The sequence below is a fragment of the Streptomyces sp. NPDC056883 genome (genome assembly GCF_042788835.1).
GTDB classification, from domain to species: domain Bacteria; phylum Actinomycetota; class Actinomycetes; order Streptomycetales; family Streptomycetaceae; genus Streptomyces; species Streptomyces stoeckheimensis.
On the sequence record NZ_JBHUBS010000006.1, the window covers coordinates 366593 to 379289 of the forward strand.

Here is a 12697-nt window from a genome sequence, read left to right on the forward strand (position 1 = left end):
CCGGTAAGGTGTCGGACCGTGGCTGATCGTCGAACGGCAATCATGGAAGGCGCCGCGCGGGTCATCGCCCGGCGCGGCGTCCGCGGCCTGCGCGTGGAAGAGCTCGCCGCCGAGGCGGGCGTGTCCACGGCCTTGATCTACTACCACTTCAAGGACCGCGCGGGGATCCTCCGCGCCACCCTGGAGTTCATCAACGACCGCGCCGGCCGGTACACCACGGAGCGGGACCCGGCAGATCCGCCGCTCGACGCTCTGGGCGAGCTGACGCAGACGCTCCTGCTGGAGTTCCAGGACGACCCGGCGGTACGGGAGAACAGCACGGCCTGGGGAGAGCTGCGCGCCAGCGCGGTGTTCGACCCCGACCTGCGGGAAGAGCTCGCCGGCGCCACCCGCGTGTGGATCCAGGAAGTGGGCGAGCTGCTCGGGCAGGCCCGCCCCATGGCCCCGGCCGCCGCCCTCACCGGTGCCGCCGAGCGGCTGACCGCCCTGGTGGAGGGGCTGAGCTCGCGCTGGCTCAGCGGCAGCCTGCCCCTCGCGCACGCCCGCGAGCTGATGGCTTCGTCCATCGCCGCAGAGCTGGACCGCCTCCCCCACGCCGCCTGAGCCGCAGGCTTCGTACGGCGCTCCCGCCATCGGCGGGGATCACGTCGGCGGGGATCACGCACGCCTCACGCCTTGACTGAATTTTCAGTCAGTGACAGAGTTTGGTCATGGCCGCTCTCGGCACCCCCACCTGCTCCGGAGGCTCACCCATGAACGACTCCCCCGACGACAGCCGCTCCCTCCTCGGCCGGTTCTTCGGCTCCAGCCCCTCCCGCAGGCGCATCCTCGGGGCCGCCGGACTCGGAGCGGCAGGGGTGGCGCTCGGCACCGCGGCCGCCGCGGCGCCGGGGTCGCTCCGGGCGCCGAGCTCGGCGGTGCAGCGCTGGCGGGTGGACCTCGACGACGTCCCCCACGCCCGCACCTGGATGTCCTGGCCTTCGCGCTCCTCCATCTGGGGCGGCCGCGCGCTGACCGGGGTCCAGGAGGACATCGCGCTGATCGCGAAGACGATCGCGCAGTACGAGCCCGTCATCATGTGCGCGCCGGACTCGTACACGGCCTCCACCGCCCGGTCCTGGTGCGGGCCGGGCGTGACCGTGACCACCGCCATCGGCACCGACGACCTCTGGATGCGCGATATCGCACCGGTCTTCCGCCGGGACGGCCGAGGCGGGCTCGACGCGATCGGCCTGAACTTCAACGGCTGGGGCAACAAGCAGGCCCACTCCTACGACCGGCACGTCGCGGAGAGCGTCGCGTACGAGGCCCACCTCCCCTTCAGCAAGACGGACTTCGTCGGCGAGGGCGGGTCGATCGAGACCGACGGCGACGGGACCGTGATGGCCACGGAGAGCAGCCTCGTCAACAAGAACCGCAACCGGGGCTGGAGCCGGGCCGAGGTCGAGGACGCCGTTCTGCACGCGTACGGCGCCGAGAAGATGATCTGGGTGCCGGGCATCAAGGGCAAGGACATCACCGACGACCACATCGACGTGACCTCGCGCTTCATCCGCCCCGGTGTCGTCATGGTCCAGGTGCCTCCGGCCGGCCGCGACGACGTCTGGGCGCGCGATGCCCGCGAGCAGTTCTCGATCCTCTCCGCGGCCACGGACGCCCGGGGCCGGCGGCTGACCGTCATCAAGGTCGACGGTCCCGACACCACGCGCTCGAAGAACCCCGATTTCGTCGACTCGTACATGAACTTCCACGTGGTCAACGGGGCCGTCATCACCGCCCAGTTCGGGGACTCCGCGAAGGACGCGGCGGCGAAGCGGGCCCTGGCGGCCGCCTTCCCCGGCCGGACCGTGGTGCAGCTCGACGTCGACCGGCTGATGGCCGGGGGCGGCGGCATCCACTGCTCCACGATGGCCGAACCGCGCCCGTAGGGCCCGAACGTGTCCCCCGGGGCTAGGGCATGTCCCCGTGAGGCTAGGGCGTGTCCCCCGGGGCAGGCGGGCGGAGGTCCAGCATGCAGAACACCTTGTCGTAGCGGCGTTCGCCGACGGCGACGAAACGGGGCAGCCGCCCGTACTCGGTGAAGCCCAAGGAGGCGTAGAGCCGCAGGGCCCCGGTGTTGTCGCCCCGCGCATCGAGCGTGAGGACCTCGATCCCGGCCCTGCGGGCGTCCTCGACGAGCGCGGCGGTCAGCGCCCGGCCGAGCCCGAGTCCGTGGGCCCCGGCGGCTACGGCGAGCTTCTCCAGGTCCGCGTGCGGCCGGTGGGTGGGGCGGGCGTAGCGCTGCCAGTACCCGAGCCCGACGAGGCGGTCTCCGAGGTAGGCCCCGCGCAGGGCCGCGTCCCCGGTCCGTACGGCGGCCACGACCCCGTCGAGGAGCTGTGCCACCTCGTCCCGCCCGGGCGGGTCGACCCATCCCAGCGCGGCGCCCCCGGCGACGAGCTCGGCCAGGATCCGGTGCGCCGCACCGGCGAACCGGGCCGCCCGTTCCGGGTCGGACACCAGCTCCAGGGCGTCGACGATCACCGCTCCGGCGGCCGCGCCGCCCGTCTCCCGATCCCGATCCCGATCCCGATCCATGATCGGCAGCCTAGACGGCCAGTTCCCCGTCGATCGCCTCGGCGAGGAGCCGGCGGGCGTGCTCCAGGGGCAGCGAGCCGCTCAGCCAGCGGACGCTGAGCCCTTCGAGGAGCGCGGTGAGGCGCTCGGCGGCGGCCGCGTGCTCGGGGGCCGTGCCGGCGGGGCGGGCCTGGGCGAGGAGGTAGGAGATCTCGTGGACCCAGCTGTGCGTGGCCTTGGCCACGTCCTCGCGCAGGTCGGCGTCGAATACGGCGCTGGCCCTCAGCTCACCCCAGGCGGTGCTGTTCTCCCGCACTTCCGGGGTTTCCTGGAGTTCGAGGAGCAGGGTCCGCTTGAGCTCGTCGCGAGGGCTCTCCGGCTCGTCCGGGCCGTCCTCGCGCTCGGCCGTGTAGCGCTCGGCACGGTCGCTGATGAACTCCAGCGTGCGGCGCAGGATCCCGGCGCGGTCCGTGAAGTGGTAGTAGATCAGCGAGGTGGACACGCCCGCTTCGGCGGCGAGCTCCCCCACCCGGAGCCCGCGCACGCCGCGTCGCGCGATCACTCGCGTGGCGGCTCTGAGTATTTCCGTTCGACGGTCTGACACGAAGGGTCACTCTACCCGTCGAGTCCGTCACCTGGGGCTTTTCCTGACCGTAACATCAGGGACCCGTTTCCGGCGGTAGTGCCGTGATCATGCCGGTACAGGGGCCCTTCCCCACCCCGCCCGAAACATGGTGTGACCGATTTCGCGTCAACCTGGGCAGAACTATTGACTGAATTTTCAGTTCGATGGAGGATGCGAGCACCCCCAAATGCTGACTGAATTTTCAAACAGGAGTGGATCATGGCGACTTTCCGCATGCCGGCCGAGTGGACGGACCACGAGGGCTGTCTGATGGCGTGGCCGACCCGGCAGGAGCTGTGGGGAGAGGTCTTCGACGAGGTCAAGGTCGAGTACGCCCAGGTCGCCGGGGCGATCGCCGAGTTCGAGCCGGTCACCATGGTCGCGCTGCCCGGCAGCGGTGACGAGGCCCGCTCGCTGTGCGGCGAGGGCGTCGAGGTGATCGAGCTTCCGATCGACGACTCCTGGTTCCGGGATTCCGGTCCGATCTTCGTACTCGGGGAGGACGGCCGCCGGGCGGGCGTGGACTTCCGCTTCAACGCCTGGGGCGGCAAGCACTTCCCTTACGACACCGACGACAAGATCGCCGCAGCGCTGCTGGCGCACCTGGACGTGGACCGCATCGACTCGCGGATGATCCTCGAAGGCGGTGCGATCACGGTCGACGGCGAGGGCACGCTGATCACCACCGAGCAGTGCCTGCTGCACCCGAACCGCAACCCGGACATGACCAAGGAGGAGATCGAGGCCGAGCTGATCGCCCGCCTCGGTGTCACCAAGGTGATCTGGCTGCCGTACGGCGGTCTGCTCGACACCGAGACCGACGGCCACGTGGACGGCGTCTGCGCCTTCGTCGCCCCCGCCACCGTCGTCGTCCAGCTCCCGAGCGACCCCGCGCACCCCGATTACGAGCGCATGCGCGTGAACCGCGCCGTCCTGGAGGGCTCCACCGACGCCGCCGGCCGCCCCTTCACGATCATCGACCTGCCGCAGAGCAACCTCGTCGAGGTCGACGGCCGGGAGACCGAGGTCGGCTACCTGAACTTCTACATCGCCAACGGCGGGGTCGTCGTCCCGGTGGCGGGCACCGCCGAGGACGAGGGCGCGCTCGCCGTCATCGCCTCCGCGCTGCCCGGCCGCAAGGTCGTCGGAGTCCGCTCGCGCGTGATCGCGTACGGCGGTGGCGGTGTGCACTGCATCACCCAGCAGGTCCCCGCCGCCGGCCGCACCGCCTGACCGGATCGACCCCTTCGCCGTGCCCGGGCCGGCGGCCCGCCCCCGAGCCTCCCCTCCTCGACCCGCGCGCCGCCTGCCCGTACCTCTCCGCCCCGCATGGAAGAGAGAGCACCGATGCCCAGATCCCTTCGCTCGTCGAAGGCCGCCACCCGCCGGTACGCGCTGCCCGTCGCCGCGCTGACCGTCCTCGGACTGGTCGCCGCCTGTTCCGGCCCGCCCGAGGGCGGCGGGAGCGGCAAGGACACGGCCTTCAAGCTGTCCGCCGGCACCCCTGCCGCCGCCGGCGAGATCGACGCCTTCACTTGGGCCGTGTACGCGGAACCGCCGACCCTGGACTACATCTCGGCCTTCGACTACCCGGCGAACACGATCCTGTCGAACGTCTGCGAGAGCCTGATGCGGTGGACCCCGCAGCTCACCACGGCTCCGGGACTGGCCGAGAAGGCCACCAACCCCAATGACCGGACATGGGTCTACGACCTGCGCCCGGGCGTGCGCTTCCACGACGGCGGCACGATGAGCGCCGACGACGTGGTCTACAGCCTGGGCCGCCAGATGGACCCGGCGAACGGGGCCGCCTGGAACAGCAACTTCTCCAACGTCGAGACCGTCACCAGGACCGGCCCGCTCCAGGTGACCGTCAAGCTGAAGCAGCCCGACTCCCAGTTCCCCCAGTACATGGCGACCGCCGCCGGCGTCGTGGCCTCCAAGGCCGGGGTGGAGAAGGCGGGCGAGGACTACGGCACCACCGGCAGCCTGGACTGCACCGGCCCCTTCAAGCTCGGCCCCTGGAAGAAGGGGCAGTCGATCGAGCTCCAGCGCTTCGACGGCTACTGGGGCACCAAGGCCAAGGCCTCGAAGGCCCTCTTCACCTTCCTCACCGACGCCACCGCCCGGACGAACGCCCTGCTGAGCGGCGAGGCCGACGGCGGCTACCTGATCCCCACCGAGAGCTACGACCGGCTGCGCGCGAGCGGCGTCGGCACCCTCTACTTCGGCGAGGGCCTCAGCACCGTCAACGTCAACGTCACGAGCATGAAGGGCGCGCTCGGCGACGTCCGCGTCCGCCGGGCCCTGTCCCTGGCCCTGGACCGCGGCGGCTTCGTCAAGGCCGGCCTGGGCGGCGCCGGCACCGTCACCAGCTCGCTCACCACCAGGGCGATCTGGGCCGGCGCCCCCGATGCCGTCCGCGCGTCCGCCTTCGACCACCTGCCCTCCCCCGGCCAGAACGTCGAGGCGGCCAAGCGGATGATCGAGGAGGCCGGCGCCACCGGCAAGACGCTGACCGTGGCCACCAGTCCGATCGGCCAGGACGTCTCGGTGCTGGCCACCGCGGTCCAGGACGCCGGCACCAGGATCGGTCTGAAGATCCAGCTGAAGACCATCGCCCCGAACGCCTTCACCGCCCTCTTCACCGACCCCGCCGCGCGCGAGGGCATCGACATGTTCCCGGAGACGTACTACGACTCCATCACCGACCCGATGGACCTGCTGAGCAACTTCCAGACCGGGGCCTACCAGAACTACGCCGGCTACAGCGACGAGTCCTACGACGCGCTGACCGACAAGGCCCGGTCCGAGTACGACCCGGCCAAGCGCTTCTCTGCGGCCGCCGAACTCCAGCGGAAGGCCTCCGACCAGGTCCTGTGGATCCCGGTCGCCGAATGGCCCACCGCGGTCTTCCTGAACAAGCGGATCACCGGCGCCCCCACCACCATCTCCTACCTCTACTCCCCGTGGGCCGCCGGCGTCGGGGCGGCCGCGCGATGAGTTCGAAGAAGACAGGCATCGGCCACCTGCTCGCCGACCCCCAGCACCCTTGCACGCGCCTGCTCCTGGAGTCCGTACCCCGCCCGGGGCGGGACCCGGGGAGCATCGCCGCCGCGCGCCGCGCCCTGTGAGGGGGACCGCGGGTGCGTCGGCGCCCGCGGCCCATCTGTTCACCCGTTCCACTCCATCGCGCATCCACGATTGACCGATCGGAGATCAGAGATGAACGAACACGTCGTAGGGAAGCTGGACAGAAGAGGGTTCCTGGCCGCGGCCGGCCTCACGGCCGCGGGAGCGGCACTGGCGTCGGTGGGCGGGCAGGCCTTCGCGGCCGGCCGGCCGGCGGCCGCGGCCGCCGGGGCCTACGCCGTCCCGTGCGAGACCGTCCGGCACACCCGGACCTGGATGGCCTGGCCCGACCGGACCTCCATCTGGGGCAACTTGCTCTCGGGGGTGCAGGCGAACATCGCGCTCATCGCGAAGACCATCGCGAAGTACGAGCCGGTCGTGATGCTCGCCAACCCGGCGAGCGTCTCCAAGGCGAAGAGCGCCTGCGGGACCTCGGTCACCGTCATCAGCTCGATCCCCGTCGACGACTGCTGGATCCGCGACACCGGCCCGGTGTTCCGCACCAACGGGGCGGGCGGCCTGGACGCGTTCGGCACCAACTTCAACGGCTGGGGCAACAAGCAGACCCACGCCAAGGACGCCCTGGTGGCGGGCCGGGTCGCCGCCTACGCCGGGGTGGCGTTCAGCACCGCCTCGTTCGTCGGCGAGGGCGGCTCGGTGGAGACGGACGGCGCCGGCACGCTCATGGCCACGCGCAGTTCCCTCATCAACTCCAACCGCAACCCCAACATGAGCCAGGCGCAGCTGGAGGCGGGCATGCGCGCCGCCTACGGCGCGTCCAAGGTGATCTGGTTCAAGGGCATCTCCGGCCAGGACATCACCGACGACCACGTCGACGCCACGTCCCGGTTCCTCGAAGCGGGCAGGGCCCTGGTCCAGATGCCGCTGGCGAGCGACAACGACATCTGGGCCAAGGACGCGCGCGAGCAGTACCAGATCCTGTCCACCTCCACCAGCGCCCAGGGCGGCCCGATCGCGGTCACCAAGCTCCAGGGCCCCGACTACGACCGGATCCGCTCCACGAACCCCGACTTCGTGGCCTCGTACGCCAACTACTACGTGTGCAACGGCGCGGTGATCTCCTCGCAGTTCGGTGACACCCGGGCCGACGCGGCGGCCAAGACCACCCTCCAGCAGCTCTTCCCGGGCCGGGTCGTCGTACAGCTCAACACCGACAGCCTCGGCGCGGGCGGCGGCGGCATCCACTGCGTGACCCAGCAGCAGCCGATCGCGTAACCGCTCCCTTACCCGTCCGGCCCCCCGCTGTCGGCGGGGGGCCGGTTCGTTCTACGGGGCGACGTCGTCCCAGGCCATCGCGCTCATCCGCCAGCCGTCGCGCGTCCGCACGTACTGGGTGGTCTTGTGCCCGGAGCCCTCGAACCAGGTTCCGTCGAGGTATCCGGACTTGCGGTACTCGCTGAACCGGTGCGCGATCGAACCGAAGACCTCGGTCCGCTCGGCGACCTCCCATTCGCGGAACTCCGTCAGCGTCCCGTCGGTGAGGATCTTCTCCCGCGGTTCGATGAAACCGTCGAGGTCGTAGATCACGGGGTCCCCCCCGATGTTCTTGATGATCATCCCCTGGGAGATGAACACCTCGCGGACGGCGCCCAGATCCGGCCGCCCGCCTCCGGCATTGGTGAACGCGCCGAGGAAGACGCCCATCAACCGGTCCAGCTCGGCCTTGACTTCGGACACGCATACCCTCCCGAGGGCGAAGATTCCCGGCCGATCTTCGCCTACCCCCCGGGACGAGGGCAATGGCCCGGTACGGGCACAGCCCGGAAACGCAAAAGACCCCAGCCGAAGCTGGGGTCCTGCTGGTGTCCGAGGGGGGACTTGAACCCCCACGCCCGATAAAGGGCACTAGCACCTCAAGCTAGCGCGTCTGCCATTCCGCCACCCGGACTAGGTGGTCGGCCCCGGTTTCCCGCGGCGACATGGACAACAATAGCAAAGGTTCGGCGGGGTTCCGACCAGGTATTTCGCTCGGGCCCGGTCCGACGCGCCGCGCTGACCTGCGGGCATGTCCGGGGCCGGGTACGCGGGCCGGGCGAGACGCGGAGTCTCGCCGGGCTGGGACTCCCGGTTCGCGCGTTCTCCCGCCACCAGGTCTTCCCGGAGCCGGATCTCCTCCGCCTCGGCGCCGGTCGCGTACGCACTCGACTCCTGCTCCCGGATGCTGATACCGGCTGGACACGGGCGGACCGAGGCGATCGGATGGGCGCCGCACGTTTGAGTCCAGGGGGGAATCACGTATGGAATCCGAGCATCGCGTCAGCACGCTGGAGCTCTTCTTCGACCTCGTCTTCGTCTTCACCATCACGCAGCTGACGGTGCTGCTCGCGGACGACCTCACCCTCCGCGGCGCCGGGCGGGTGCTGCTGATCTTCACGGTGCTGTTCTGGATGTACGGCGGGTACGCGTACCTGACCAACCAGGTACCGCCCGACCGGCCCGTGCGCCGCTTGCTGATCCTGCTCGCCATGGGGGCGTTCCTGGTGTGCGCCCTGGCCGTGCCCACGGCCTTCGGTGACGGCGGGGTCGCCTTCGGTCTCGGCTACCTGGTCGTCGTGATCATGCACAGCGCGCTGTACAGCCAGGCCCACGGGCGCGGGGTGCTGTGGTTCGCGCTGCCGAACGCGCTGTCCGCGCTGTCGGTGACGGCCGCCGGGCTGTTCGACGGGGCGACGGCCCTGGGCCTGTGGGCCCTGGCGCTGCTGTTCCAGTTCGTCACGCCCGCCATCTCGCGGCGGGCGACGGCCTCCGGAGCCGACGCCGTCGAGGGGAAGACCATCGAGGAGCAGCTCGGCGGGATCGGCGCCGCACACTTCGTGGAACGGCACGGGCTGCTGCTGATCATCGTGTTCGGCGAGTCGATCATCGCGGTCGGCATCGGCGTGGGCTCGCTGCCGCCGACCTTCGGGATCGTCGTCGGTGCGTTCCTGACGCTGGCCGTCGGGGCCACGCTGTGGTGGATGTACTTCGTGCGCGACGAGGGGCGTGCCGAGCACGTCTTCGCGGGCTGCCCGCCGGACCGGCGTTTCAAGCTGGCGCTGCGCGCGTACTACTACTGCTTCATCCCGATGCTGCTGGGCATCGCCGCCTTCTCGGCGGGCGTCAAGAAGAGCATCGGGCACCTGGGCGAGCAGCTTCCGGCCGGGCCCGCCCTCGCCCTCGCGGGCGGGGTCGCCTGCTATCTGGCCGGGGACGTCGCCTTCCGGCTGGTGCTGGGGATCCGGCCGGTGCGGTTCCGGGCGCTCGCGGTGGTGCCCGTACTGGCCACCGCCGCGGCGGGCATGCGGATCGGTGCGGTCTGGCAGCTGACCGCGCTGGTCCTGGTGCTCGTGGCCGCACTGGCGGCGGAGTCCCGCAGCGCGGGCCCCGGCGCGGATCCGACCGGGGCCGGGCCCGGGGCCGAGCCCGCGACGGGTGGCGCCGCGGGCTCCGGTACGGGTGTTGCCCCGGGTGTTACGGGCAGCTGATGACCTGGCCGGCGTAGGAGAGGTTGCCGCCGAAGCCGAAGAGGAGGACGGGCGCCCCGGAGGGGATCTCGCCGCGCTCGACCAGCTTGGACAGGGCCATCGGGATCGAGGCCGCCGAGGTGTTGCCGGAGTCGACGACATCGCGGGCGACGACGGCGTTGACGGCGCCGATCTTCGCGGCGAGCGGCTCGATGATCCGCAGGTTCGCCTGGTGGAGGACGACCGCGGCCAGGTCCTCCGGGGTGATCCCGGCCTTCTCGCAGACCTTGCGGGCGAGCGGGGGGAGCTGGCTGGTGGTCCAGCGGTAGACGGACTGGCCCTCCTGGGCGAAGACCGGCGGCGTGCCCTCGATGCGGACCGCGTTGCCCATCGAGGGCACCGAGCCCCACAGGACCGGGCCGATGCCGGGCTCCTCGCAGGCCTCGACTACGGCCGCGCCGGCGCCGTCGCCGGTCAGGACGCAGGTGGTGCGGTCGCTCCAGTCGGTGATCTCGGTCATCTTGTCCGCCCCGATGACCAGCGCCCGGGTGGCGGCGCCGGCCCGGATCGCGTGGTCGGCGGTGGCCAGGGCATGGGTGAAGCCCGAGCAGACGACGTTGATGTCCATCACGGCGGGGCTGGAGCCCATCCCGAGCTTGGCCGCGACGCGGGCGGCCATGTTCGGCGAACGGTCGATCGCGGTGGAGGTGGCGACGAGGACGAGGTCGATGTCGTCCGGGGTCAGACCGGCGCTCGCGAGCGCCTTGCCCGCGGCCTGGTAGGCCAGCTCGTCCACCGGTTCGTCGGGTCCGGCCATGTGCCGGGTCTTGATCCCGACGCGGGACCGGATCCACTCGTCGTTGGTGTCCACCATGGCGGCGAGGTCCTCGTTGGTGATCACCTTCGAGGGTTGGTAGTGCCCTAGCGCCACCACGCGTGAACCGGTCATGGGCGGGGTCCCCCCTTGTAAGGCAGTCAGGATGTACCAGCTTTGCCTGCTACCGATGGGTACAGGGGCGCGTGACCCGACAGGATTCAGTGCCCGGAATTTGGAGCTTCCCGAGGGTGCTCCAGCCGGGGAAGGCCCCCGAAGCGGATCCGGGAGAATGAATGCTCCAGGCGCAGGAGAAGCCCCTCGCCCCCAGAAACAGGTGGACTGATCACATGGGACGGGTCACCGAACGCCGTCGCGTCATCCGGGTCCGGAACGGCGTGGCGGGGGCCCGGGCGGACACCCTGGTGGCCGAAGAGCCCTTGGAGATACGGCTGAACGGCAAGCCGCTGGCCATCACGATGCGCACCCCGGGCGACGATTTCGCCCTGGCCGTCGGCTTCCTCGCCAGCGAGGGCGTGCTCGCCTCGGCGTCGGACGTCCGGGCCGTGACCTACTGCGAGGGCGCCGCCGAGGACGGAACGAACACCTACAACGTGGTGAACGTACAGCTCGCCGCCGGAGTTCCGGTGCCCGACATCACGCTGGAGCGCAACGTCTACACCACCTCCTCCTGCGGCCTGTGCGGGAAGGCCAGCCTGGACGCGGTGCGCACCGCGACCCGCTTCCCGGGGCTCGCGGACGATCCCGTACGGGTGAGCGCGCGGCTCCTCGGGGAGCTGCCGGACCGGCTGCGCGCGGAGCAGAAGGTCTTCGATCGCACCGGCGCCCTGCACGGAGCCGGGCTGTTCTCGGCGGAGGGCGAGCTGATCGACGTACGGGAGGACGTGGGCCGGCACAACGCGGTGGACAAGATCGTCGGGCGGGCGCTGCAAGCCGGTCGGCTGCCGCTGGCGGGCTCGGTCCTGCTGGTGTCGGGGCGGGCCTCCTTCGAGCTGGCGCAGAAGGCCGTGATGGCGGGCATCCCCGTGCTGGCGGCGGTCTCGGCTCCGTCCTCGCTCGCGGTGGACCTGGCCCTGGAGTCGGGGCTGACGCTGGTCGGGTTCCTGCGGGGCGGGGACATGAACATCTACGCGGGTGAGGAGCGGATCGACCTGACGGCGTGAGCCGCGGGGCGGCGGGGCGACGACGGGGCGGGGCGGCGCCGGCTGGGCGAGGACGGGGCGGCGGGGGCCGTCGCGCGGCCCCGCCCCCGCCCGCGCGGGCTACTTGCCGGCCAGGTGCCCCGCGCCGGTGTGCGGGGTGCCCGCCGGAGCCTCGATGGTCTGGCTGTACGGGTTGTCCTTGGACGCGGGCTCGATCTTCTTCGCCGCCACGTGCGGGGTACCGGCCGGTGCCTCGACCGTACGGCTGTGGGCGGAACCGTCCTTGGCGGTGCCGTTGCCGTTGTCCGCGGCGTTGGCGGCTCCGCCGAGGGCGAGCGTGGCGAGCAGGGCGGCGGCGGAGACGGCAGCGATGCGCTTGTTGAGCTTCATGAGGGGCTCCCAGGTGTTCGGGGTTGTTCGACTGACACCCAGAACCTAGAAGAAGCGGACATTTCCTCGCTCTAACGCTTTCCGCCCCCGCACCCCCTCCGTGCTTACGGCGCCCCGATCAGCGCTTGCGGCGGCCGCGGCGGGAAGCGGGCTCGGCCGGCTTCGGGTCCGGGGGGTCGATGCGGTGGAGGTCGAGGGTCGCGGGGAGCGGAGTGGCCCCGGGCCCGCCCGCTTCGGCCCAGGCGATGATCTCGTCGGTGGCGGTGTCGTCCAGGGCCCAGCCGAACCAGACCGCGCGGGCGCCCCGGCGGCGGGCCTCGGTGGTGGGCTGGACCACGATGACGTTGGCCTGCGCGCAGGGTCCGAGGCAGTCGGTCGTACGGACGGCCAGGCGCCCTTCGGAGGCCGCCGCGGCCTCGCGCAGCCGGTCCAGCTGTCCCGCGTGGTCGCTGCCGGGGTTCTTGCGGGGGTCACCGCAGCAGCAACCCCGGCAGACCACCAGGGTGCAGGGGCGCGGGGCGTGGGCGGAGAGCGGGCGTATCCAGGTCACTAC

14 protein-coding genes and 1 tRNA gene are annotated in these 12697 nt (G+C 71.3%); 8 read left to right on the plus strand and 7 right to left on the minus strand.

Annotated features, from left to right (window positions below; translation table 11 throughout):
* The first annotated feature begins 18 nt into the window (after positions 1-18).
* Together ACFRU2_RS18520 and ACFRU2_RS18525 are read left to right on the plus strand one after the other, a co-directional pair.
* A complete protein-coding gene (locus ACFRU2_RS18520) occupies positions 19-603 on the plus strand; it encodes a TetR/AcrR family transcriptional regulator (protein ID WP_382973152.1) in 585 nt (194 codons plus the stop codon).
* Positions 604-752: 149 nt separating this feature from the next.
* Positions 753-1928: an agmatine/peptidylarginine deiminase gene (locus ACFRU2_RS18525; RefSeq protein ID WP_382973153.1), complete on the plus strand. Its 1176-nt coding sequence runs from the start codon at positions 753-755 to the stop codon at positions 1926-1928.
* Positions 1929-1971: 43 nt separating this feature from the next.
* Here ACFRU2_RS18525 and ACFRU2_RS18530 read toward each other — a convergent pair whose 3' ends face one another.
* Positions 1972-2577, minus strand: coding sequence for a GNAT family N-acetyltransferase (locus tag ACFRU2_RS18530; RefSeq protein ID WP_382973155.1), 606 nt, complete (start codon positions 2575-2577; stop codon positions 1972-1974).
* Positions 2578-2587: 10 nt separating this feature from the next.
* Entirely contained in the window at positions 2588-3160 is a 573-nt protein-coding gene (locus ACFRU2_RS18535; protein ID WP_382973157.1) for a TetR/AcrR family transcriptional regulator, read from the minus strand.
* A gap of 240 nt (positions 3161-3400) precedes the next feature.
* Between ACFRU2_RS18535 and ACFRU2_RS18540 the strand changes: the two genes are divergently transcribed.
* The 4 genes from ACFRU2_RS18540 to ACFRU2_RS18555 all read left to right on the plus strand — a co-directional run bounded on the left by ACFRU2_RS18540 (position 3401) and on the right by ACFRU2_RS18555 (position 7549).
* A complete protein-coding gene (locus tag ACFRU2_RS18540; protein ID WP_382973159.1) occupies positions 3401-4414 on the plus strand; it encodes an agmatine/peptidylarginine deiminase in 1014 nt (337 codons plus the stop codon).
* A gap of 114 nt (positions 4415-4528) precedes the next feature.
* Complete coding sequence (locus ACFRU2_RS18545; protein WP_382973161.1) at positions 4529-6184, plus strand: ABC transporter substrate-binding protein; 1656 nt, start codon at positions 4529-4531, stop codon at positions 6182-6184.
* The gene (locus tag ACFRU2_RS18550) at positions 6181-6315 is read left to right on the plus strand and encodes a hypothetical protein (RefSeq protein ID WP_382973163.1); all 135 of its coding nucleotides are present in this window, start codon (positions 6181-6183) and stop codon (positions 6313-6315) included. The genes ACFRU2_RS18545 and ACFRU2_RS18550 overlap by 4 nt, the downstream gene beginning before the upstream one ends.
* 91 nt (positions 6316-6406) lie before the next feature.
* Positions 6407-7549: an agmatine/peptidylarginine deiminase gene (locus ACFRU2_RS18555; protein ID WP_382973165.1), complete on the plus strand. Its 1143-nt coding sequence runs from the start codon at positions 6407-6409 to the stop codon at positions 7547-7549.
* Between the two features lie 51 nt (positions 7550-7600).
* On the opposite strand, the gene ACFRU2_RS18560 is transcribed toward ACFRU2_RS18555, so the two are convergent.
* Both ACFRU2_RS18560 and ACFRU2_RS18565 read right to left on the minus strand, forming a co-directional pair.
* Positions 7601-8011, minus strand: a complete 411-nt coding sequence (locus ACFRU2_RS18560) for a DUF4440 domain-containing protein (protein ID WP_382973167.1) — start codon at positions 8009-8011, stop codon at positions 7601-7603.
* 123 nt (positions 8012-8134) lie between these two features.
* Positions 8135-8222, minus strand: a tRNA-Leu gene (locus ACFRU2_RS18565).
* A gap of 349 nt (positions 8223-8571) precedes the next feature.
* Between ACFRU2_RS18565 and ACFRU2_RS18570 the strand changes: the two genes are divergently transcribed.
* Complete coding sequence (locus tag ACFRU2_RS18570) at positions 8572-9798, plus strand: low temperature requirement protein A (RefSeq protein WP_382973169.1); 1227 nt, start codon at positions 8572-8574, stop codon at positions 9796-9798.
* Here ACFRU2_RS18570 and ACFRU2_RS18575 read toward each other — a convergent pair.
* The gene (locus ACFRU2_RS18575) at positions 9785-10726 is read right to left on the minus strand and encodes a beta-ketoacyl-ACP synthase III (protein WP_274550340.1); all 942 of its coding nucleotides are present in this window, start codon (positions 10724-10726) and stop codon (positions 9785-9787) included. The two genes, ACFRU2_RS18570 and ACFRU2_RS18575, sit on opposite strands and share 14 nt — an antisense overlap.
* 215 nt (positions 10727-10941) lie before the next feature.
* Here ACFRU2_RS18575 and fdhD point away from each other — a divergent pair, with 215 nt between their 5' ends.
* On the plus strand, positions 10942-11775 hold the full coding sequence (gene fdhD, locus ACFRU2_RS18580; protein ID WP_382973171.1) for a formate dehydrogenase accessory sulfurtransferase FdhD: 834 nt from the start codon (positions 10942-10944) through the stop codon (positions 11773-11775).
* Positions 11776-11874: 99 nt separating this feature from the next.
* Here fdhD and ACFRU2_RS18585 read toward each other — a convergent pair whose 3' ends face one another.
* Together ACFRU2_RS18585 and ACFRU2_RS18590 are read right to left on the minus strand one after the other, a co-directional pair.
* On the minus strand, positions 11875-12144 hold the full coding sequence (locus ACFRU2_RS18585; RefSeq protein WP_382973173.1) for a hypothetical protein: 270 nt from the start codon (positions 12142-12144) through the stop codon (positions 11875-11877).
* Positions 12145-12262: 118 nt separating this feature from the next.
* Complete coding sequence (locus ACFRU2_RS18590; RefSeq protein WP_382973175.1) at positions 12263-12694, minus strand: (2Fe-2S) ferredoxin domain-containing protein; 432 nt, start codon at positions 12692-12694, stop codon at positions 12263-12265.
* Positions 12695-12697: the final 3 nt, after the last annotated feature.

Coding starts and splice junctions, on each gene's coding strand:
- ACFRU2_RS18525 (WP_382973153.1), top strand. CDS start 753: ATGAACGACTCCCCCGACGACAGCCGCTCCCTCCTCGGCCGGTTCTTC.
- ACFRU2_RS18530 (WP_382973155.1), bottom strand. CDS start 2,577: ATGGATCGGGATCGGGATCGGGATCGGGAGACGGGCGGCGCGGCCGCC.
- ACFRU2_RS18540 (WP_382973159.1), top strand. CDS start 3,401: ATGGCGACTTTCCGCATGCCGGCCGAGTGGACGGACCACGAGGGCTGT.
- ACFRU2_RS18545 (WP_382973161.1), top strand. CDS start 4,529: ATGCCCAGATCCCTTCGCTCGTCGAAGGCCGCCACCCGCCGGTACGCG.
- ACFRU2_RS18550 (WP_382973163.1), top strand. CDS start 6,181: ATGAGTTCGAAGAAGACAGGCATCGGCCACCTGCTCGCCGACCCCCAG.
- ACFRU2_RS18555 (WP_382973165.1), top strand. CDS start 6,407: ATGAACGAACACGTCGTAGGGAAGCTGGACAGAAGAGGGTTCCTGGCC.
- ACFRU2_RS18570 (WP_382973169.1), top strand. CDS start 8,572: ATGGAATCCGAGCATCGCGTCAGCACGCTGGAGCTCTTCTTCGACCTC.
- ACFRU2_RS18575 (WP_274550340.1), bottom strand. CDS start 10,726: ATGACCGGTTCACGCGTGGTGGCGCTAGGGCACTACCAACCCTCGAAG.
- fdhD (WP_382973171.1), top strand. CDS start 10,942: ATGGGACGGGTCACCGAACGCCGTCGCGTCATCCGGGTCCGGAACGGC.
- ACFRU2_RS18585 (WP_382973173.1), bottom strand. CDS start 12,144: ATGAAGCTCAACAAGCGCATCGCTGCCGTCTCCGCCGCCGCCCTGCTC.